General features: G+C 66.8%; 18 protein-coding genes and 1 tRNA gene. 10 read left to right on the top strand and 9 right to left on the bottom strand.

The features are described from left to right. Window positions 1-67: 67 nt before the first annotated feature. Both MF270_RS20665 and MF270_RS20670 read right to left on the bottom strand, forming a co-directional pair. Window positions 68-853: a hypothetical protein gene (locus MF270_RS20665; protein WP_238367688.1), complete on the bottom strand. Its 786-nt coding sequence runs from the start codon at window positions 851-853 to the stop codon at window positions 68-70. A 55-nt stretch (window positions 854-908) separates the two neighbouring features. Beyond that, on the bottom strand, window positions 909-1,532 hold the full coding sequence (locus MF270_RS20670; protein ID WP_238367689.1) for a hypothetical protein: 624 nt from the start codon (window positions 1,530-1,532) through the stop codon (window positions 909-911). A 280-nt stretch (window positions 1,533-1,812) separates the two neighbouring features. On the opposite strand from MF270_RS20670, the gene MF270_RS20675 reads away from it, so the two are divergent. From MF270_RS20675 to MF270_RS20685, 3 genes are read left to right on the top strand one after another with little or no spacing between them, the layout of a single operon-like run. Further along, window positions 1,813-2,775, top strand: coding sequence for an HlyD family secretion protein (locus MF270_RS20675; protein ID WP_238367690.1), 963 nt, complete (start codon window positions 1,813-1,815; stop codon window positions 2,773-2,775). Next, on the top strand, window positions 2,772-3,707 hold the full coding sequence (locus MF270_RS20680; protein ID WP_238367691.1) for an ABC transporter ATP-binding protein: 936 nt from the start codon (window positions 2,772-2,774) through the stop codon (window positions 3,705-3,707). The genes MF270_RS20675 and MF270_RS20680 overlap by 4 nt, the downstream gene beginning before the upstream one ends. Then, the gene (locus MF270_RS20685; RefSeq protein ID WP_238367692.1) at window positions 3,704-4,849 is read left to right on the top strand and encodes an ABC transporter permease; all 1,146 of its coding nucleotides are present in this window, start codon (window positions 3,704-3,706) and stop codon (window positions 4,847-4,849) included. The genes MF270_RS20680 and MF270_RS20685 overlap by 4 nt, the downstream gene beginning before the upstream one ends. A gap of 88 nt (window positions 4,850-4,937) precedes the next feature. Here the strand turns inward: MF270_RS20685 and MF270_RS20690 are convergent. Continuing rightward, window positions 4,938-5,011 (bottom strand) — tRNA-Gly (locus tag MF270_RS20690). A 95-nt stretch (window positions 5,012-5,106) separates the two neighbouring features. Between MF270_RS20690 and MF270_RS28440 the strand changes: the two genes are divergently transcribed. Continuing rightward, entirely contained in the window at window positions 5,107-5,493 is a 387-nt protein-coding gene (locus tag MF270_RS28440) for a hypothetical protein (RefSeq protein ID WP_418887892.1), read from the top strand. Continuing rightward, on the top strand, window positions 5,430-5,873 hold the full coding sequence (locus MF270_RS20695; RefSeq protein WP_238367693.1) for an HAD hydrolase-like protein: 444 nt from the start codon (window positions 5,430-5,432) through the stop codon (window positions 5,871-5,873). Before MF270_RS28440 ends, MF270_RS20695 begins: the two co-directional genes overlap by 64 nt. A 304-nt stretch (window positions 5,874-6,177) precedes the next feature. Here MF270_RS20695 and MF270_RS20700 read toward each other — a convergent pair whose 3' ends face one another. Further along, the gene (locus MF270_RS20700) at window positions 6,178-7,920 is read right to left on the bottom strand and encodes a CocE/NonD family hydrolase (protein WP_238367694.1); all 1,743 of its coding nucleotides are present in this window, start codon (window positions 7,918-7,920) and stop codon (window positions 6,178-6,180) included. Between the two features lie 205 nt (window positions 7,921-8,125). On the opposite strand from MF270_RS20700, the gene MF270_RS20705 reads away from it, so the two are divergent. Next, window positions 8,126-8,734 (top strand): TetR/AcrR family transcriptional regulator, encoded by a 609-nt coding sequence (locus tag MF270_RS20705; RefSeq protein ID WP_238367695.1) that lies wholly within the window; start codon window positions 8,126-8,128, stop codon window positions 8,732-8,734. A 188-nt stretch (window positions 8,735-8,922) separates the two neighbouring features. Here MF270_RS20705 and MF270_RS20710 read toward each other — a convergent pair whose 3' ends face one another. From MF270_RS20710 to MF270_RS20725, 4 genes are all read right to left on the bottom strand, one after another. After that, window positions 8,923-9,228, bottom strand: a complete 306-nt coding sequence (locus tag MF270_RS20710; RefSeq protein ID WP_238367696.1) for a hypothetical protein — start codon at window positions 9,226-9,228, stop codon at window positions 8,923-8,925. 198 nt (window positions 9,229-9,426) lie between these two features. Beyond that, entirely contained in the window at window positions 9,427-10,815 is a 1,389-nt protein-coding gene (locus tag MF270_RS20715; protein ID WP_238367697.1) for an FAD-binding oxidoreductase, read from the bottom strand. A gap of 23 nt (window positions 10,816-10,838) precedes the next feature. After that, window positions 10,839-12,275 carry a sulfatase family protein gene (locus MF270_RS20720; RefSeq protein WP_238367698.1) on the bottom strand — a complete coding sequence of 479 codons (1,437 nt, stop codon included), beginning with the start codon at window positions 12,273-12,275 and terminating at the stop codon, window positions 10,839-10,841. Beyond that, a complete protein-coding gene (locus tag MF270_RS20725; protein WP_238367699.1) occupies window positions 12,272-12,766 on the bottom strand; it encodes a MarR family winged helix-turn-helix transcriptional regulator in 495 nt (164 codons plus the stop codon). Before MF270_RS20725 ends, MF270_RS20720 begins: the two co-directional genes overlap by 4 nt. Before the next feature lie 110 nt (window positions 12,767-12,876). On the opposite strand from MF270_RS20725, the gene MF270_RS20730 reads away from it, so the two are divergent. Genes MF270_RS20730 through MF270_RS20740 form a run of 3 tightly spaced genes read left to right on the top strand, consistent with a single transcriptional unit; the run spans window position 12,877 to window position 15,999 of the window. After that, complete coding sequence (locus tag MF270_RS20730; protein ID WP_238367700.1) at window positions 12,877-13,842, top strand: tripartite tricarboxylate transporter substrate-binding protein; 966 nt, start codon at window positions 12,877-12,879, stop codon at window positions 13,840-13,842. A gap of 22 nt (window positions 13,843-13,864) precedes the next feature. Then, the gene (locus MF270_RS20735; protein ID WP_238367701.1) at window positions 13,865-14,428 is read left to right on the top strand and encodes a hypothetical protein; all 564 of its coding nucleotides are present in this window, start codon (window positions 13,865-13,867) and stop codon (window positions 14,426-14,428) included. Continuing rightward, window positions 14,425-15,999: a tripartite tricarboxylate transporter permease gene (locus MF270_RS20740; RefSeq protein WP_238367702.1), complete on the top strand. Its 1,575-nt coding sequence runs from the start codon at window positions 14,425-14,427 to the stop codon at window positions 15,997-15,999. The genes MF270_RS20735 and MF270_RS20740 overlap by 4 nt, the downstream gene beginning before the upstream one ends. Here MF270_RS20740 and MF270_RS20745 read toward each other — a convergent pair. After that, window positions 15,996-16,466, bottom strand: coding sequence for an Lrp/AsnC family transcriptional regulator (locus tag MF270_RS20745; protein WP_238367703.1), 471 nt, complete (start codon window positions 16,464-16,466; stop codon window positions 15,996-15,998). The genes MF270_RS20740 and MF270_RS20745 overlap by 4 nt on opposite strands. A gap of 109 nt (window positions 16,467-16,575) precedes the next feature. On the opposite strand from MF270_RS20745, the gene MF270_RS20750 reads away from it, so the two are divergent. Then, window positions 16,576-19,980, top strand: a complete 3,405-nt coding sequence (locus MF270_RS20750) for an indolepyruvate ferredoxin oxidoreductase family protein (protein WP_238367704.1) — start codon at window positions 16,576-16,578, stop codon at window positions 19,978-19,980. The last annotated feature ends 46 nt before the right edge of the window (window positions 19,981-20,026 follow it).

Raw genomic sequence — 20,026 nt, forward strand, 5'->3', positions numbered from 1 at the left:
GCCCTGTCCGTGATGATGGACCGCGTCCGCCGCCTCGACGACGGACCTTGGTCCGGTAAACTGCGGCCTACCTGTCGCCCAGCAAGGCGCGCAGGCGGGCGGTGTCGTCCGGGCGCAGCGGGCGGCTGCGCACGACCCGGCCGCGCGGGTCGGTCAGCATGTACCGGCCCTGCCCCATGACCTCGCGCCAGCCCCGGCGGTCGACGATCTCGGCGGCACCGTCGCGGCTGTTCATGCGCACCATGATCTCGCTGGCCGCGCCGGGTTTGGTCCCGGCGATGCGGCGCAGGTCGCCCGTGGTGGCGGCCCGCGTCTCGCGCAGGCGGCCATCGGGGCCGGTGGCGCGGTAGCGACCGCGCTGCACGCTTTCGCGGCTGCCGTCGGCATAGGTCACCGCGGCGGTGTCGATCCGCGCCGGCGGCGCCGGGCGCGGGCCGTTGCCGTCCCGCCCGGCCTTGCCGCCCCCGCTCCCCGGGCTCCCCTTGCCGGATCGCCCGCTGTCCGGGGCCCGGCTGCCCGATGTCGAACTGCCCGGGCCGGAGGCACCCGAGGCGTCCTCCCCGGTCGCGCCCGACCCGGTCGAACCGGAGCCGCCGCTCTCGTCGCCCCGATCGTCCCCGCGATCGTCCGATCCGCCCCGGCCGCTGTCGTCGCCCCGGCTGTCGCCTTCGCCGCTGCGCCCGCGGCCCCGGCCGCCGCCATCGTCGCCGCGGTCGTCGCCGCCCCGGCCCCGGCCGCCACCGTCGCGATCACCGTCATCCCGGTCGCCGTCCTTGGCCCAGCCCGGCAGCGGCCCCGCCACCAAGGCAGAGCCCGCCAGGATCAGTCGCAAGATGTCACGCCTCGTGGTCATTCCCGCCCCCTGAAAACCCCGCCGCGCGGCATCGCGACGGGGATCGCCCCGGGCCTCAGCGCAGCGCGCTCAGGCGGGCCATGTCTTCCTCGGTCGCCATCCGCTCGCGCACCGTCCGCCCGGCGGGGTTCTTGAGCTCGTAGCGGCCGTTCTCGATCTCTTCCTTCCAGCCGGTGGAATAGCGGGCCTCGATCTTGTTCGGACCGGTCTCGTATTCCACGAGACGCCCGACGCGGATCACCTGCGGACCGGCCCCGTTGCCGTGGCGGCCGGCGCTGTCGTCGCTGCCCCGGCCGCGCCCGCCGCGGTCATCGCCCGCACCGTCGTCCGCGCCCCGGCCCCGGCCGCGCCCGCGGTCGTCATCGGCGCCGTCGTCGCTGCCCCGCCCGCGGCCGCCCCGGTCGTCGCCGGGCGCATCGTCCGAACCGCGGCCCCGGCCGCCCCGGTCGTCGCCGGCGCCGTCGTCACTGCCGCGCCCGCGGTCGTCCCCGCCCCGGTCATCGCCGCCCCGGCCCTTGCCGCCATCGTCGCCACCGCGGTCGTCGCCGCCCTTGGCGTAAGCCGCCGGGACGCCAAGGCTCCAGCCGCCGTTGCTGAAATCCGTGCCCAGCGGCGACAGGGACAGCAGCGCGCCGGCCCCGAGAAGAAGAGCCATCCGGCCCAGGTTTTGCGTGATCATGTCGCGATCCTCCGAAAGCTGTGGTGCCGACCATCCGGCAGATCGACCCTGCGCCGTGCCGCGCGACCGGGCCATCCCCGCCAGACCCCTGCGCGCAAGAGGGCCGACCATGCGCCCCGACCTTGCCGGACTTCGCGCGGCCGCGCATCGGACCTTGGTCGGACGCAAGCAGGGCCCCTGGTCTGCCCGGCCCTGGCAAGGCCCCTTGCGCCCCCGGCCGATCCGACCCAATCTGGGCCCAGACGCCCGGCCTGGCCCGGCGCGAACACGAGGGGATGCCATGACCCTGCCCGCCCTTTGCAGACGCCTTGCCCTGTTGCCCCTGCTGGGCTTCGGCCTCGGCTGGACCGCCGCGCAAGCCGAAACCATCGCCCTCGGGCTACTCGCGCAGGAACGCATCGCCCTGACCGCCACGGCCAGCGAGCTGGTAACCGAGCTGCCGGTGCCCGAGGGTACGGCCGTCACCGCCGGCACGCTGCTGGTGCAGCTCGATCCCGGCACGCGCAAGGCGGCCGTGGACGTGGCCCGCGCGCAGCTCGCCATCGCCAGCGCCGAGGTCGACCGGCTGACCGCCGGGGCCCGCGCCGAAGAGATCGCCATCGCCGAGGCCGGCGTCGCCGCCGCCCGGGCCGCCGCGACCGAGGCCGAGGCGACGTTGCAACGCGATCGTCAACTGCTGACCAGCGGCACGATCACCGAGGCCCGGCTGCAGGCCACCACCGCCGCCCGCGACGCGGCCGAGGCCGGGCTGGCCGGCAAGATCGCCGCGCTGGACGAGCTGCGCGCCGGGGCCCGCCCCGAGGACCGCCGCATCGCCGAGGCGCGGCGCGACGCGGCCCTCGCCTCGCTCGCGGCCGAACAGCGCCGGCTCGACGACCTGCAGATCCGTGCCCCACGCGACGGCGTGCTCGACAGCCTGCCCTGGAACCTGGGCGAGCGGGTAACGCTGGGCAGCCCGGTCGCGGTGATGGCCGCCGGGAACCGCCCCTTTGCCCGCGTCTACATCCCCGAGACGGCGCGCGTGGGCCTTGCGACCGGCACCAAGGTCACGCTGCGGGTGGACGGGCTGGACGCGCAACTCACCGGCAGCGTGCGCTGGATCAGCTCCGAGCCTGCCTTCACGCCCTATTACGGCCTCGACCAGGCGCAGCGCAGCCGGCTGGTCTACCTGGCCGAGATCGCCCTGCCCGAGGACGCCCCGGACCTGCCCGCCGGCCTGCCGGTCGAAGTCGTGTTGCCGTGAGCTCCAGGGCCGAGCTGGTGGTCGAGGCGCGCGGCCTCTGCCGCGATTTCGGGCCGAAACGGGCGGTCGACGGCCTCGACCTCGAGATCCCGCGCGGCACGGTCTATGGCCTTCTCGGCCCCAACGGGTCGGGCAAGACCACCGCCATGCGCATGCTCACCGGCCTGCTGCGCCCCAGCGAGGGCACGGCCCGCGTGCTTGGCATCCCCCTGCCCGGCCGCGCCGAGCCGCTGAAAAGCCGCATCGGCTACATGACCCAGGGCTTCTCGCTGTACCGTGACCTGACGGTGCACGAGAACCTGGCGTTTGTCGCCGACATCTACGGCCTCGGCCGCCGCGCCCGCCGCGCGCGCATCGCCGAGTTGATGGAGACCTACGCGCTGGCCGAAATCGCCTCGATCCGCGCCGGGTCCCTGTCGGGCGGGCAGCGGCAGCGGATGGCGCTGGCGGCGGCGGTGCTGCACGCGCCGGGGCTGCTGTTCCTGGACGAGCCGACCTCGGCCGTCGATCCCGAAAGCCGGCGGCTCTTTTGGGAGCAGCTGTTCGACCTGGTGGAGGGCGGCACCTCGATCGTCGTCTCGACCCATTTCATGGACGAGGCCGAGCGCTGCCACCGTATCGCGATCATGGACCGGGGCGTGAAACGCGCCGACGGGACCCCGCGCGAGATGATGGAGGCGATCGCCGGCCGCGTCGTGCAGGTCGAGGGCGCGGACCTGCGCCATGTCGGGCGCAAGCTGACCGGCGCGCCGGGCATCCTGTCGGTCGCCCAGGTCGGCGCGCGGCTGCGGGTGCTGACCCGGCAGGGCGTCGCGGCCCCCCTGGCCACCGTCACCGCCGCGCTGGACGGGGCGGCAGAGGTCACGGCCCAGCCGGTCGCCGCCAACCTCGAGGACGTCTTTGTCTACGCCACGCGGGAGGACGCGCCATGAGGTCCCTGCGCCGCATCCTCGCCATCCTGCGCAAGGAGCTGCTGCAACTCCGCCGCGACCGGACCACGTTCGGCATGGTGGTGATGATCCCGCTGATTCAGCTGATGCTGTTCGGCTACGCGATCAACACCAACGTGCGCAACATCCCCGTGGCGCTGGTCGACCAGGCCCAGACCGGGCTGTCGCGGGCGCTGGTGCAGATGGTCGAGGCGACGCAGGTCGTCACCTTCACCGAACAACATGCCACTTACCAGGAGGCCGAGGCCGGCCTGGTCGCCGGCCGCACCCGCGCCGTGCTGGTGATCCCGTCGGACGTGGATTCTCGGCTGGTGCGCAGCCCGGCGGTTTTCCCGACCTCGGGCACCGGGCCGGACCGTTCGGTGGACCGGCCCGTGGCGCAATGGGTGGTGGACGGGTCCGACACGCTGGTCGCCGCCTCGATCCGGTCGCTGCGGACCATGCCGCTGACGGAACTGTTCCGCCAGGCGCCCAACGCCCAGACGCCCACCTTTGCCACCACGCTGCTCTTCAACCCCGAACAGCGCAGCGTGGTCAACATCGTGCCCGGCCTTGTCGGCATGATCCTGACGATGACCATGGTCATGTTCACCTCGGCCGCGATCGTGCGGGAAAAGGAGCTCGGGAACATGGAGATGCTGATCAACACGCCGATCCGCCCGCTCGAGCTGATGCTGGGCAAGATCCTGCCTTACGTGGTGATCGGGCTGGTGCAGGCGGCGATCATCCTCGGGCTCGGGCACCTGGTCTTCGACGTGCCGATCAACGGCGCGGCGCTGGTGATCTTTGCGGTGACGCTGTGCTTCATCCTCGCCAGCCTGGTGCTGGGGCTGATCATCTCGACCATCGCGTCGAACCAGTTGCAGGCGATGCAGATGACGGTCTTCGTGCTGCTGCCGTCGATCCTGCTGTCGGGCTTCATGTTCCCGTTCGAAGGCATGCCCGAGATCGCCCAGCACATCGCCAGCGCCCTGCCCGCCACGCATTTCGTCCGTGCGATCCGCGGCGTGGTCCTGCGCGACGCCGGGCTGGCGGAACTGGCACCGGACATCCTCTGGCTCTGCCTCTTCACGCTCGCGGGGCTGGTGTTGGCCGCGCTGCGGTTCCGCAAGCGACTGGGCTGACGCGCCGCCGGTGAAGGGCGCGCAGCAGGCCGACCGCTGGCGCCATCCTCGCAAGGGGCGGATTCTGGGCAAGTTGTCAGGGGGTTTCTGGAGCGGGCGACGGGAATCGAACCCGTATCATCAGCTTGGAAGGCTGAGGTCTTACCATTACACAACGCCCGCTCGGTGCAGATCCTGTTATGATATGCTGTTTTTGGGGTCAAGGGCGAACTCGTCGGAGGACGCAACCGACTGCTTGACCAACCCTTCGAGGTCTCATGATACGAGGCGTTCTGCTCGACATCGCCGGGGTGTTCCATGACGGCGACAGCGCTGTTTCGGGATCCGCGGACGCCGTCAGGCGGCTCCGTGATGCAGGTTTCCCTGAACGCTTCCTGACCAATGCGACACGTCGACCCGAACGGGTCATTCTCGACAAACTCCGCAGTTTCGGCATCGAGACGACTTCGGATGACCTTCTGACGCCGGCATCCGCGGCCCGTACCTGGATGGAGACCATGGCCATTCCCCGCATATCCTGCTGTATCCGGACCTGGACGAGGATTTCACCGATGACCCCCGGGACGGACCCGTCGCGAGGGTGGTCGGCGATGCCGGGCCATACCTTACCTACAACCGTCGAAACACGGCCTCCCGCCAGTTGACCAGGGGCGCACCGTTTCTCGAGCTGGCCGCCAACCGCGTGTTTCGTGACACAGACGGCGATCTGAGCCTCGACGCAGGCGCGTTCCTGCGGGCGCCGGAGTACTCCAGCGACACGAATGCCACGCTGGTGGGCAAGCCCACCGCAACATATTTCGCCGCCGGCGCCGACAGTCTCGGCAGCACCCTCTCGGAAGTCGCGATGGTGGGCGACGACACCGAGGGCGACATTGCAGGAGAGCTCTCCGCTGGACTGGGCATGGGTATCCTCGTGCGATCAAGCAAATACCGTCCCGGCGATGAAGGACGAGCAACCCCGACGCCGCCCTGCGTGGCAGACAACTCCGAAGCTGCGGTAGAAATCATTCTGAAACGACGCTGAACCTCTAACCGAAGGACCTGTCGCCGCTTGGCGTTACCAGGACCCTCAAGACGTTCGCAACGAAAAGAAGGGCGGAGAGCGGTCCTTCTCCGCGCATGAAACGAACGACCGCTCAGGGCCGCGCGCATCGTGCAGCGCCGCATGACCGCTTCGAGCCCAATTATATTCTCGGCGACGTTCAGCATATTTGAACGCACAGGGCGTCATGCGGCCGGGGGGTCAGACACCACGCATTTCGGACCTGTTGCGCTACATTCCGCCACCCCACGCGCCGCTCCCGCACGGGGTGTTCTTTCAGCCTAGATCACTCCTCGGCGAAGGGCATCGTCCCGATGCTCAGCCACGAGGCGTGATCCCCGCCAGTGTGGATCACATGTCGCCCCTTGTTGGCGGGCGTCAGGTTTTTCGTTCCCGGCATCGCGCCACCCAGCGTGTTGTGGCCACCGATCGTCAGGCGCAGCGCTTCACCCGGGTAAAGCAGCAGGCCCATCGGAAAGAGTTCGATGTCCAGCGTCACCATCGCACCAGGGGTAAGCTTTTCAACACGATCAAAGCTATGCACAGGCAGATCTTCCGTCGTCTTTTCCGCATCCAGATGACGCATCGAGGCACGCAGTCGCCCGTTCGAGCCTTTGTAGCAAAGGATCGAGGCGCCTGCGCGGGTCATGCCAAACATCTGCGGCCCTTTGTTGGGAACTGTGATTTGCTCAAGCACTTTGCCATCAGCATCGACCTTTTGCAGCAGCACGAAGATGTCCATATCATCCGCCTCAAGAGCTGCAGCATTCAGATGAAGGCGGGGATACCCGACAAAGGCAGTGTTAGCGTCCACTCTCATTTCAAAGCTCACTTGCCCCTCGGGAACGGTTGCGTCGTAGCTAAGGCTACCGGCCTCCGGACTTGCCGTCGTCAGACTGTTTTCGGCGGCATCGAGGTAAAACCGAGTCGTGACGGCCTTTTTCGGCGGGAATTGGTCAGCGACCAGACCGATGCGGTCGTTACCTTCCAGATCGTGCAGCGTGTAACGCACAATCGGCGTATCGTCCCAGCCGTTGTCGATGCCCTTGAGAAAACGGTCGAAGAACTTCAGCAGATCAAGCTGGTTTTCCTCGGTGTAGTAGTCCGGCCATTCCATTGTGGCGTGGATACGTAGCCACTTCTGCTCGGACGCGATGCTCCGCCAGCCACGGAACGTGCCCGGTGTGTGGATCGAGTTCGAATAGCTGGCAACGACATAGGCCGGCACATCGATCTTGGAGAAGTCCGCAGCCCGACGTTCCCAAAGTGAATCGCGCAGGGGGTGGGCGTCGGCATCCATGATCAGGTCTTCACGCTGGTTCTTGCCGATGTAGGCATAGCGCAGCGTTTCCGAGAAGCCGTAGTCGGGGATACCACCCCGCATGATCAGGTCGCGGTAGATGTCGGACATCCCTTCCCACGGTGCAATCGCCGCAAGGTGCGCAGGACGTTCGGCCGCCATGAACCACTGGGATGCCGTCAGATACGAGTTGCCGGATGCCGCGACCTTGCCATTGCTCCAGTCCTGCGTGCCGCACCATTCGACGAGGTCATGGAAATCCTCGCCTTCTTCGCGGCTCCACCAGCGCGAGTCACCGTCGGAATTGTGGCTGCCGCGCGGATCAGGGTGGCAAATGGCATAACCACGGGCGCACCACCAGGCCGGATCGGGGCCTTCGAATTTTTGCAGGCCCGACAGATGGCTCGTACCGATCCCCAGAAGGCCGAAGAGATCGTCATACTGGGGCGCGTTGCCGCGGCTCTTGCCATAGGGGCTCCATGCGACGATCACCGGCACCTTTTCCTCTGTCACGGGGCGCAGCACATCGGTGTAGATCGTCGTGCCATCGCGCAGTGTCACGGCGACGTCCTTTTCGTAAATGATGTCGACCGTCAGCGGTGCGCAGGTTTCGCTCACGCGGAACCCCTTGGGCAGAAAGACCGTGCTGGGCTTGAAGCCGCTGAAGAGGCCATGACGGCTGATGTCATCAGGCAGCGACGGCTGTTTTGCGTAGATGAAGTTGTTCATTTTCTCATTCTTTCATTGGGTTGCCGATCGCGTGGGTCACACGGCGAGGTCGGCTCAGCCGACTTATGCTTGGAGTTTCCGACTCGGATTTAACTCTACATACGTTGATATAAATGTGGCTATGCTTATGTCAACACTTGTTGATTTTATCGGTTGCGGGTACCTTTCGACAAAAGCCCAGCGACCAAGAGACGGTGACTGATCAATGTCCGCACAAGATAAAGCCGACAGTCCCAAGCTCGGGCGCCGTTCGGGCCCCAGCACGACCCGTGACGACGTGCTTCGTGCGGCGCAAAAGCGTTTTGCCCGAGACGGTTTTGATGGAACTTCAATCCGCAAGGTCGCTGCAGATGCCGGGGTTGATCCCGCCCTGGTGATGCAGTTCTTCAAATCCAAGGACGGCCTCTTCGCCGCGAGCCTTACGCTCTCGGACGAGGTGCAGGACCATATCACGGCTGCCTTTGACGGCCCTCGGGATCGATTGGGTCAAAATCTTGCCGTGGCATTCCTGAACCTTTGGGAAGATAGCCAAGACCGGCCGCCTTTGATGGCAGCTCTGCGCGGCGCAGCCTCCAACACTTACGCAGCCGAGCAGCTCGGCCAGTTTGTCCAAAACCGACTGGTCAAGGTGATCGGGCCCAAGGTGGGCAGTGGCCCCGAGGCAGCGCGCCGTGCGGGTCTCGTTCTGTCGATGCTGATGGGGCTGGTCCTGACGCGGAACATAGTAGTCGTGCCATTGACCGCCGACCTTACACGGGCCGAGATTGCTCAGACAATCGCGCCATCGATACAGATCTTGCTCGACGGCGCCTGAAAGCGACGATTGCGCAACGAACATCTGCTTCGTCTCGCTCGCCGGACCCTATGCGCCAGCCAGGATTTGTCAGCCGCGACCGGCGGCTATCACGGATTGCGCTACAGTATTTTCATTGAGGGATGAAGGTCAGGTTTGGGCCGGAACCAGCCGTAACCAGCGCTTGGCATTAAGGCAGGTAGGGCCGCTCACGGGCACTGACCTGGATGGCAGGCTGGGTTTCTCGCGTGCCATACGCTGAGGCTGCTGAACCGGCCGCGATGGGTTCGAGTTTCAACGACGAGCACTCCATCCTCGATCCCGGCCCGGCGAATGGTCGCCTTGGTCAAAGCGACACCCAGAGGTCGGCCCGACACCGTCAGCACCCGCACGCGCTGGTTTTCGACCAGCAAGACCAAGCCCTCTTCGACCAGCAGGTCACATTTGGTCGTGCAGTCCTGCAGCCCCACAAGGCGGTCTTCCGGCCACTCTGCGCATACGATGCGGCGGAGCATTCTGAAGCTTGGAATTGGCGCGTTTCCTGCGGTGCAACGGTGCGGGCCGCTCGCAACTCACATCGTCGAGCAACACCGCGCAAGGTCAAGAGACAACGGCAATGCGATCTGAAAGGCTGGGCACCAGCATCACGATGTTCAGCCGGAAGGTGATCTTCTGGCACTTGACCTGCGCCCTGCGAAATTCTTCACCCTCCATCAGACAACCTTTCCCGGGTTCATGATGTTGTCCGGATCCACCGTCGCCTTCAGGCGCTGCATCAGGCGGTAGGCGCCACCATGCTCCTTCTGCATGTACCGCTTCTTGCCCGTTCCGATGCCGTGCTCGCCGGAAACGGTGCCGCCGAAGGACAGGGCGATATCGTTGATCGTAGCGGCGAGCGCCTTTGCGCGACAGGCTTCCTCCGGGTTCTCCGGGTCGATCAGGAGGATGAGGTGAAAATTGCCGTCGCCGACGTGCCCGACGAGCGGCGCGGTCAGGCCGGAGGCCGCGATCTCCTGCTTGGTGCGGCGAATGCAGTCCGCCAGCGCAGAGATCGGCACGCAGCAGTCTGTCAGCAGACCCGTCGCCCCCGGTCGTAGCGCGCGGCCCGCGTAGTAGGCCTCGTGCCGGGCGGCCCAAAGTGCATTGCGCTCCTCCATTTTCGTCGACCCGGCAAAGTTGCTGGCGCCATGGGTCTCCGCAATCTCGCGGAAGAGCGCGACCTGCTCGGCGACACCGGCTTGCGTGCCGTGGAATTCGAGGAAGAGATGTGGCTTTTCCGGCAGGCCCAATTCGGGCTTGAACAGGTTCATGCCCCCCATCTGCACATCGTCCAGCAGTTCGATCCGCGCCATGGGCAAGCCGCATTGGATCGCGAGGATCACCATGTTCACCGCGTCATCCACCGTCTCGAAAGCGCAGGTGGCAGATAGGATCGCTTCGGGCTGGCCGTGCAGCTTGACCGTCAATTCGGTGATGACGCCCAGCGTGCCCTCGGCACCGACGAAGAGGTGCGTCAAGTCATAGCCGGTCGAGGACTTGCGGGCGCGACTGCCGGTGCGGATGATCTCGCCGTCGGGTAGCACGACCTCCAGCGCAAGGACGTTCTCGCGCATGGTGCCGTAGCGCACGGTATTGGTGCCGGACGCGCGCGTGGACGCCATGCCGCCCATCGACGCGTCCGCACCGGGGTCGACGGTGAACATCAGCCCCGTGCCGCGCAGCGCGTCGTTCAGCTGCGTGCGTCGCACACCGGGCTGGACCACCGCGTCGAGATCGCTTTCGTGGATCTCGAGCACCCTGTCCATGCGGCTCATGTCGAGGCTGACGCCGCCATCGACCGGGACCACCTGGCCTTCGAGCGAGGTGCCGAAGCCGTAGGGGATCACCGGGCAGCCATGGCGGGTGCAGATCTGCAGGATCTTTGACACCTCCTGCGTGTTCTCCGGAAAGGCCACGGCATCCGGTGCGACGGGGGGAGTGTGGGCTTCGTCATGGGAGTGCTGTTGCAGGATCGAGCTGCCGGTGGACAGCCGCGCCCCCAGCAGATCGCGCAGGGCGTCGAGCGCCGCGTCGCGGGACCGGCGGGTCATGTCTTCGGGCATCTTTGGTTCTTCCAGGTATCAGGTCAGGTTTCGGGCGGCGGCGTCGCGGCGGGTGCGCCCATGTTCATGGCGACTTCGAGCCCGCCAAAGCCCGCGATCATCGCGTCCTGGTCGGCGAAGGCCAGGTCGTTCATCGCCGCTGGGTCGCAGATCGCGTTCAGCGCGGCGGTGAGGTCGGCCAGGACACCGGCGCAGGCGGGGTCCGCGGCGCGGTTGGTGATCTCTTCGGGGTCTGCTTCAAGGTCGAAGAGTTCGGGCGGGAAGCCGTGGTAGTGGATCAGCCTCCACCGCCCCTTGCGCAGCATGTAGGCGCCCGAAACCGCGCCCACGGCGTGATACTCCGAGAAGATCACGCGCTCAGGTTCGGCGGCGCGGGTGGCGATGTCGAACAGGCTTTCGCCGGGCCGGTCGCCTTCGAGGGTCGCGCCGAAGTGGTCGATGATCGTCTGCGAGACGTCGAGCAGACTGACCGGGGTGGAACAGGTGCCGCCCCGATGCGCCTCGGGCACCGCAGGTCCGGCGACGATCATCGGCACGGCCACCGATTCCTCGTACATGTTCGACTTGCCCCACAGCCCGCGCGCGCCAACGTTGTCGCCGTGATCCGAGGTGTAGATCACCGTGGTGTCGTCGAGCTGTCCATTGACCTCCAGCGCGGCCATCAGCTTACCGATATTGTCGTCGAGGAAGCTGCAGAGTGCAAAGTAGCAGCGCGCCGCCAGCAGCCGCTCGTCATGGCTCTCAAAGCCGTCGTCGCCGGTCAGCGCCTGGTTCTGTTTGGCCACCCAAGGGTGGTTCTCGAAGCCGTCCAGCGTGTGCAGCTTGAAGGGCGGCAGGCTACCGGCGGGGTACATGTCGAGGTATTCCTGTGGCACGATCAGCGGGAAGTGCGGCGCGACCAGCCCGACATACAGGCACCATGGCGCGTCGCCCGCCTGCGCCAGCCAGTCCTCGGTCCGGGCGACCACGGCCTGATCGTAGCGGGTGTAATTGCTCTCACCGGGTCCGATGTACGGCCCCAGCATCCGGCCCTCCTTGCGCACCCGTTCGTCCTCGCGCCGGATCGAGCCCCAGACCATGCCGACGCCGTTTGCCACCTGCATCGGGATGTGTTCGACGTCGAAGCCTGCCGGGTCCTCTTCGCTGCGGCAATGCAGCTTGCCGATGGATTCGACGCGGACGCCCTTGTCCTGAAGCGCATGGCCCCAGCCGCGCGGTTTGCCCGTATAGAGCATGGCGTTGTCCCAGAGGCGGATGTCATGCACGTAGCGCCCAGAGGCGAAGGCCGCCCGCGCCGGCACGCAGATCGGCGACGGGGTATAGGCGTCGGTAAAGCGGATGCCCCGCGCCGCCAGCCTGTCCATGTGCGGCGTCTTCACCAGCGGGTGCCCCGCGCAGGACAACGCCCGCGCCTGGTGTTCGTCGGACATGATGACGAGAAGGTTCCTGGAGCGGGTCATGTGTCGGATCCAGTCGGAATATCGGTGGTCTCGGCCGCGATGCTGAGCTTCAGCAGGGCCGAGCGGATCAGGCTGCGTTCCTCGGGGGACAGCGCCTGCATCAGGAAGTCGTTGCGCGCGTCCAGCTCCGGCGTCAGGCGATCCAGCGCGGCGCGGCCTTCGTCCGTCAGGGCCAGCCGGAACTGCCGCCGGTCGGTGGGATGGTCGAGGACCTCCACCAGGCCGCGCGTCTGCAACTGGCTGACGGTCTTGGAAAACTGGCTCTTGTCAAAGCCCAGCACCTTGCGGATCGCGGTCGAGCCGTCGGCGGTATCCATGCCGATCACGCGGATGATCCGCCATTGCGGCAGCGTCAGATCACCGTGTTTCGCGATCAGCGCACGGGCCTGCGCGCCCAGCTTCATCTCAAGCTGGTGGATCATGAAACTCAGCGGAAACGCCGCCTCGATCCGGGCCACGGCCGCGGCATTGTCTTTGTCGTTCTTCGGCACGTCCTGTCCTCCCCTGGAGCCAAAGTTTCGCCGATTTGGCGGACTTGTCAACCTTGTCGTTGATATTTCCACCTCTTCGAGTCAACGTCGGGCCATCAAGGGAGGACACCATGACCCATTTCTTCAAGCCGCTTCTTGCGGTCGCGGCCCTGTGTGCAACGGCCATCACGACCCCGACCGCCACGCTGGCACAGGACTGGACCCCGCCGGGGCCGATCACCATGTATATCGGCTTTGCCGCCGGGGGCGGCGCGGACACGCAGGCCCGCCTGATCGCGCAGGGCATCGAGGAGAAATACAGCTGGACCGTCATCCCGCAGCAGGCGCCTGGCAACTCCGGCCTGACCCTCGCGGCAGAGCTGGCCAAGGCCCCGGCGGATGGCACGGCCATCGGAATGGTGGTGTCGGAGACCATGTCCTATTCGTCGCAGGCCTCCGGCGACCCGGCCTTCGGTTACGAGAATTTCACCATGCTCGCCACCACGGCGGAGTTCCAGATGGGGCTCGTGGCCATGGCGAACGGGAATTTCGACAGCTGGGACAAGGTGAAGGGCGCGGCAGAGGCCGGCACGCCGATCCGATTCGCCACGGCCTCGGACCGACAGGCGGATATGGCATGGCATCTTGGCCAGAAGGTGGGCATCGACTTCAACATCGTCGAAGTGCGCGGCGGCAAGGGCGTCATGGACGGTCTGCGCGGCGGTGACGTGGACATCGGCTGGGTCGCGGGCGCGCAGTCCAAGCCGGTGCAGCAGGGCGAGATGGTCAACATCGCGCGCGGCATCGAGGCTCCGCTGGCCGACAGCCCGGATGCCCCGATGATCACGGAACTGGGCAGCGACTTCCTGCTCGACGGCTACTTCATGTTCATCGCGCCGGGCGGTCTGGAGCCGGCAGCGCGCGAGGCTCTCGGCGCGGCGATCCGTGACGTGGCCGAGGACGGCGCGACCGATGCGAACGGCCTGCTGACCAAGGCCTTTGGCGGCGCGGCGGTGCGCACGGGCGAGGACCTCGACGCCTACATGACGCAGGCCAACGCGGATGCGGCCGAACTGATGAAGGCGGTCGCGGAATAACTCCGCGCGACGGAGCCTCCCCGTGCGACACCCGTCCCTCAGGCTGACCCCGAGCCGTATGCTCGGGGCGGTCGTGATCGTTCTCGCCGTCCTCGCGCTGCTGGTATGGGTGCCCAATGACACCGTCTCCGGCTACGTGCAGTCGAAGCGCGGGCGCGTCTCCATCGGCGACGCCATGGCGCCCGGGCTGGCCTTCGGCCTCATGGCCCTGTCCGGGGCGCTGATCCTTTGGGAGACGCGAAAGTCGGACGCGCCTGGTCAGCCCGACCCCCGCGGTCCGGCGTTTCTCGCGGTGATGCTGGGCATCTGCGTGGTGGCCCTGACGGTCATGATCTGGGCCGGGCCGCTCGCGGTGGCGCTGTTTGCCCCGGACGAGACCTACCGCAACCTGCGCGACGCGGCACCCTGGAAACACATCGGTTTCGCCCTCGGAGGCACGGGCCTCGTGACGGCCCTTGTCTGCTTGGTGGAGCATCGCTTTTCCCGGCTCGCGCTGTTGATCGGGCTGGCGACGGTGGCCGTGCTGATCGGGGTCTTCGACCTCGCCTTCGATGATCTTCTCCTGCCTCCGAACGGGGACCAATGACTGACCTGCTGGACTATATCGGCCTTGGCATGATGGCCGTCATGAATGGCCCCGCGCTGTTCGAGATCGGCGGCATCGGCCTGCCGATCGCGCTGGTCATGCTGGCGGCGGGGCTGTTCACCGGCATCGCCGTCGGCGCGACGCCGGGGCTTGCAGGGCCGATGGCCATGGCGATTTCCCTGCCGCTGCTGATCTCGGCCTTCGGGTTTTCGCCGGACGCGCTGCTGCCGGTCTTTGCCTTCCTGATCGGCATCATGAAGGGCGCGACCCTCGGCGGCGCCGTTCCCGCGATCCTCTTCAACCTGCCGGGCACGCCGGACGCGATGATGACCACGCTCGACGGGCACCCCATGGCACGCAACGGCCAGCCGCGCCGTGCGCTGCGGATCGCACAGCTGTCCTCCGTCGCGGGGGACAGCTTCTCCGACATCGTGCTCTTCGTCTGCGCGCCCTTCCTCGCGGTCGTGGTCGAAGCCTACCTCGACCTGCCGGAAAAGACCGCGCTGCTGATCCTGTCGATCTCCTTCATCGCCGCGGTGATGGGGGCGTCGGTGGGCAAGGGGCTGCTCTCCGTCAGCCTCGGGTTGGTCGTCGCCTATATCGCGTCGGGCAACGACCTGTCGCCCCGCCTGACCCTGGGGTTCGACGCATTGGACGCGGGCGTGCCTCTGATCGCCGCCATCCTCGGCGTGCTGATCGTGGGCGAGATCCTTGCCACGCTGGAGACGCTTTGGCGCAACAACCGGGCGCTCGACGTCAAGACCGAGGCGCATGGCACGGCGCAGGACGGGCTCGCCCCTGGTGACCTGAAGCGCATCACCCCAGTCGTCGCCCGAGGCGCCCTCATCGGCACCGTCATCGGCGCCCTGCCCGGCGTCGGCTCGACCCTCGCGGCGACCCTGTCCTATTCCATCTGCGCGCGCCGGGCCAAGCGCATTCCCGATGCGCAGCCCTTCGGCACCGGTGCGCCCGAAGGCATCGCCGCAACCGAGGCCGCAAATTCCGCCGTCTCGGGCGCGAACCTGATCCCGGTGCTGTCGCTGGGCATTCCCGGCAACGCGGCGGCGGTGTTCCTCATTCTCGCGGCAGACAGCATCGGCGGCTTCAATCCCGGCCCGGCGGTCTTTGCCATGCCCGAAGGCGAGACCAACCCGCAGCTCGTCATCGCCTTCGGTATCTTTACCCTGATGGCCATCGGCAACCTGCTGAACTGGACCGTCGGCGGGGCGGTGATGCGGTCGATGAGCGTGCTGGCCAAGGTCCCCGCGACCCGTCTGCTGCCTGTGGTCCTGCTGGTCTCGCTCACCGCGATCTACGTGCAGGAGACGTCGATGTTCGCGGTCTGGGCGACGTTGGTCTTCGGCGTCCTGGGTTATGCCATGCGCAGGCTCGCCGTGCCCGTCCTGCCCTTCGTCATCGCCTTCATCCTCGCCGGGCCGCTGGAGCGCAGCGCGCGCGAGGCCTTCGCGGCCACCGGCGCCGACCCCTGGTTCCTGTTCTCCAGCCCGACCTCGGTGATCCTGCTGCTGATGGCGCTGGCGGCCCTGGTCTTCCTCGGACGCCAACGCTAGAGCGGCACTTCCCTCGTGTGCTTGATCCGCCGCAGGGCAAAGATGGTCGAGGTGCCGGCCACGCAGTCAAGTTCCAGCAGGCCGCGCATGAGGATGGCTTCGAAGTCGGCGATGTCCCGCACGACCATGTGCAGCATGTAATCCCATTCGCCGGTGACCGAGTAGACCTCGAGGATCGCCGGCTCCGCGTCCACTGCCCTCTGGAAGGCGGCGCGCGAGGGCGCGTCCTGCGATTTCATCCGTACCTGGCAGTAGACATCCATGCCCCGCCCCACCTTGGCCGGATCCACAAGGCGTACGGGCGGGCCGATCACGCCGCGCTCTTCCAGCGCGCGGATGCGGCGCCAGACGGTGGCGGAGGAGGCATTGGTGGCCTCTGCCATCTCTGCCACGCTGGCCGATGCGTCCCGTTGCAGGATCGCAAGAAGTTTCGCTTCCGCATCCGTAAGGTGATGCATTTTTTTCATGAATTGCCAGATTTCGAAAGAACAGGGTCAAATACTGCCCTGCCTGGCGCAAGGTTGAAAGCACTTTTCACCTTCGCCGCGCGACCATGATCGGCAAGGAGGACCCACCATGACCGCCCAGACTCCGATCCTGCGCGACTACGCGCTGTCAGACCGCTATACGCAGACCCAAGGACGTGTCTTCATGACCGGCACGCAGGCCATCGTGCGGATTGCGCTCGATCAGGCGCGGCGGGACAGGGCGCGCGGTCTGGACACGCGCGGCTACGTGTCCGGCTATCGCGGCTCTCCGGTGGGCGGGATCGACCTCGAGATCGGGCGCAATGCCAAGCTGGTCGAAGAGGCGGGCGTCACCTTCCTGCCCGCAGTGAACGAGGAATTCGGCGCGACGCAGATGATCGGCACGCAACAGGTCGAGACCGACCCGCACAAGACCTGCGCGGCGGTCTTTGGACTGTGGTACGGCAAGGGGCCGGGCGTCGACCGGGCGGGCGATGCGCTCAAGCACGGCAACGCCTACGGGTCCTCGCCCCATGGCGGCGTGCTGGTGGTGGCCGGCGATGACCACGGCTGCGTGTCGTCCTCCATGTCGCACCAGTCGGACGTGGCCTTCATGAACTTCTTCATGCCGGTGCTGAATCCGTCGAACGTGGCCGAGTTCCTGCCGTTTGCCGAATGGGGCTACGCGCTCTCGCGGTTCTCGGGGATGTGGGTCGGGTTCAAGGCGATCTCGGAGACGGTCGAGTCGGGCATGTCCTTCGACCTTCCGCCGGACCGGGAGTTCGTCGCGCCGGACTTCACGCCGCCTGCCGACGGGCTGCACTACCGCTGGCCCGACCTCCCCGGTCCGCAGATCGAAGCACGGCTGGAGCACAAGAAGAATGCCGTCATGGCCTTTGCCCGCGCCAACCCGATCGACCGTGCCGAATGGGGGCACAAAGCACGCTTTGGCATCGTGACCACGGGCAAGGCGCATCTGGATGTGCTGGAGGCGCTGCGGCTCCTGGGCATCGACCAGGCGCGCGCCGCCGAGCTGGGGATCGACCTCTACAAGGTCGGCATGGTCTGGCCGCTGGAGCACGAGGGCGCGCTGGAATTCGCCCAAGGCAAGGACGAGCTGCTGGTCGTCGAGGAAAAGCGCGGCATCATCGAGAGCCAGCTGAAGGAGTATTTCTACGACTTCCCCGGCCGCAAACCGCGCCGCATGGTCGGCAAACGCGACGAGAGCGGCAAGCGGCTGATCCCCTGGACCTCCGAGCTTGGCCCGGTGATGCTGGCAAAGCACATCGCGGACCGGCTGGAGCGGAACTTCGTCGATCTCGACCTCGTGGACGTGGCCGCTCATTTCACGCCTGACCCGCGTCCGATTACCGTATCGGGCGCCTCCCGCACGCCCTACTTCTGCTCGGGCTGTCCGCACAATTCGTCGACGAAGGTGCCCGAGGGGTCCGAGGCCTTTGCCGGGATCGGCTGTCACTTCATGGCGTCGTGGATGAACCGCAACACGACCTCGCTGATCCAGATGGGCGGCGAAGGGGTGAACTGGGTGGCGCGGTCGCGGTTCAACGGCAACCGGCACGTGTTCCAGAACCTCGGCGAGGGGACGTATTACCACTCCGGCTCGCTGGCAGTGCGGCAGGCGATTGCGGCGAAGACCAACATCACCTTCAAGATCCTGTTCAACGATGCCGTCGCCATGACCGGCGGGCAGACTGTCGACGGACCGATCTCGGTCGAGGCGATTGCACGGTCCGTGCTGGCCGAAGGCGCGAAGCGGGTCGTCATGGTCTCGGATCAGCCGGAGGGGCTGCCGCAGGTGGCAGGCGTTCAAAGCTATCACCGCCGCGACATGGACCGGGTGCAGCGCGATCTGCGCGAGATCCCCGGCACCACGGTCCTGATCTACCAGCAGACCTGCGCGACCGAGAAACGGCGCCTGCGCAAGCGTGGTAAGATGGAGGATCCGAAGAAATTCGCCGTCATCAATCCGCTTGTCTGCGAGGGCTGCGGCGATTGCTCGGTCGAGTCCAACTGCCTCAGCGTCGAGCCGCTGGAGACCGAGTTCGGCCGCAAGCGCAAGATCAACCTCAACACCTGCAACAAGGACTTCACCTGTGTGAACGGCTTCTGCCCCAGCTTCGTGACCGTCGAAGGCGCAACGCTCAAGAAGGGCACGCAGCGCGGCGAGGCGACGTTCGAGCGGTTGTCGAAGGGGCTGCATCAGCCCGACATGCCCGCGCTGGACCAGCCGTGGGACATCGTCGTCACCGGCGTCGGCGGCACCGGCGTGGTGACCGTCGGGCAGTTGATCGCCATGGCGGCGAACCTCGAGGGCAAGAGGGCGAGCGTGCTCGACTTCATGGGCTTCGCGCAAAAATTCGGCCCGGTCATCAGCTACATCCGCATGGCGCGGGACGCCGCCCAGGTGAACCAGGTGCGGGTCGAACCGGCCTCGGCGGATGCGCTGATCGGCTGCGACATAGTGGTCAGTTCCTCGCCCAAGGCCTCGCAGACCTTCCATCTCGGCACGCGCGGCGTGGTGAACACCGCCGTCATGCCAACGGGCGACCTGGTGCAGAACCGCGACGCGGACCTCAACGCCTCTGCTCGGCTGGAAGCCATCGCAGGCGCAACCGGGGGTGTCAGCACGTTCGACGCCAACGCCCTTGCCGAGGCGCTCTTGGGCGAGACGGTCTTTGCCAACGTGATGATGCTGGGCGCGGCCTGGCAGGCGGGGCTGGTGCCGCTGACGCTCGACGCGCTGATGCGGGCGATCGAGTTGAACGGCGAGAAGCCCGACCTGAACAAGCGGGCGTTTTCATGGGGCCGAATGGCGGTGCAGGACCGCGCCGCCGTCGAGGACGCCGCCGGGCTGACCGCCGCGCCGGTGCAGACGCTGGACGAACAGATCGCCCGGCGTGTGGCTTTCCTGACGGACTATCAGGATGCGAATTGGGCGGACACCTACCGCAAGGAGATCGACCGTATCCGCCTGGCCGAAACCCGTGTGAGCGGCGGTGCCGGCCCGCTGACCGAAGCCGCGATGAAAGGTCTCTTCAAGCTCATGTCCTACAAGGACGAATACGAGGTCGCCCGGCTGCACACCCAGACCGGCTTTATCGAAGGTCTGACGGACCGCTTCGACGGCGCCTTCACGGTGACCCACCACCTCGCCCCGCCGATGCTGCCCGGCAGGGACGCCCGTGGCCGCCCGCGAAAGCGCGCCTTTGGCCAGTGGATCCGCCCCGCGATGCGCCTGCTCGCCAAGGGAAAACGCCTGCGCGGCGCCGCCTTCGACCCCTTCGGCCGCGCCAAGGAACGCCGCATGGAGCGCGCCTTGATCGCCGCTTTTCGCGGGGTAATCGGCAACCTGTCGGAAAGTTTGACCGCAGAGAGCTTGCCCGAAGCATTGGCGCTGCTGCGTTCCGTCGAAAAGGTGCGCGGCTTCGGCCCGGTCAAGCAGGAGACGGCGGATATCGCCCTCCAAGAGTTGATTGGATTCAGACATTTCTGACGGGAAGTTACCTTCCAAGGGTCAGCCCTGCGACTTCGCGACGGCG

Source organism: Mesobacterium pallidum (genome assembly GCF_019966535.1).
Classification (GTDB): Bacteria; Pseudomonadota; Alphaproteobacteria; order Rhodobacterales; family Rhodobacteraceae; genus Mesobacterium; species Mesobacterium pallidum.

Excerpts from the sequence above, each read along its gene's own strand:
- MF270_RS20670 (WP_238367689.1), bottom strand. The coding sequence starts at position 1,532 with ATGATCACGCAAAACCTGGGCCGGATGGCTCTTCTTCTCGGGGCCGGC.
- MF270_RS20720 (WP_238367698.1), bottom strand. The coding sequence starts at position 12,275 with ATGACCCGCTCCAGGAACCTTCTCGTCATCATGTCCGACGAACACCAG.
- MF270_RS20710 (WP_238367696.1), bottom strand. The coding sequence starts at position 9,228 with ATGCTCCGCCGCATCGTATGCGCAGAGTGGCCGGAAGACCGCCTTGTG.
- MF270_RS20700 (WP_238367694.1), bottom strand. The coding sequence starts at position 7,920 with ATGAACAACTTCATCTACGCAAAACAGCCGTCGCTGCCTGATGACATC.
- MF270_RS28440 (WP_418887892.1), top strand. The coding sequence starts at position 5,107 with ATGATACGAGGCGTTCTGCTCGACATCGCCGGGGTGTTCCATGACGGC.
- MF270_RS20730 (WP_238367700.1), top strand. The coding sequence starts at position 12,877 with ATGACCCATTTCTTCAAGCCGCTTCTTGCGGTCGCGGCCCTGTGTGCA.
- MF270_RS20740 (WP_238367702.1), top strand. The coding sequence starts at position 14,425 with ATGACTGACCTGCTGGACTATATCGGCCTTGGCATGATGGCCGTCATG.
- MF270_RS20665 (WP_238367688.1), bottom strand. The coding sequence starts at position 853 with ATGACCACGAGGCGTGACATCTTGCGACTGATCCTGGCGGGCTCTGCC.
- MF270_RS20715 (WP_238367697.1), bottom strand. The coding sequence starts at position 10,815 with ATGCCCGAAGACATGACCCGCCGGTCCCGCGACGCGGCGCTCGACGCC.
- MF270_RS20750 (WP_238367704.1), top strand. The coding sequence starts at position 16,576 with ATGACCGCCCAGACTCCGATCCTGCGCGACTACGCGCTGTCAGACCGC.
- MF270_RS20675 (WP_238367690.1), top strand. The coding sequence starts at position 1,813 with ATGACCCTGCCCGCCCTTTGCAGACGCCTTGCCCTGTTGCCCCTGCTG.
- MF270_RS20705 (WP_238367695.1), top strand. The coding sequence starts at position 8,126 with ATGTCCGCACAAGATAAAGCCGACAGTCCCAAGCTCGGGCGCCGTTCG.
- MF270_RS20685 (WP_238367692.1), top strand. The coding sequence starts at position 3,704 with ATGAGGTCCCTGCGCCGCATCCTCGCCATCCTGCGCAAGGAGCTGCTG.
- MF270_RS20745 (WP_238367703.1), bottom strand. The coding sequence starts at position 16,466 with ATGAAAAAAATGCATCACCTTACGGATGCGGAAGCGAAACTTCTTGCG.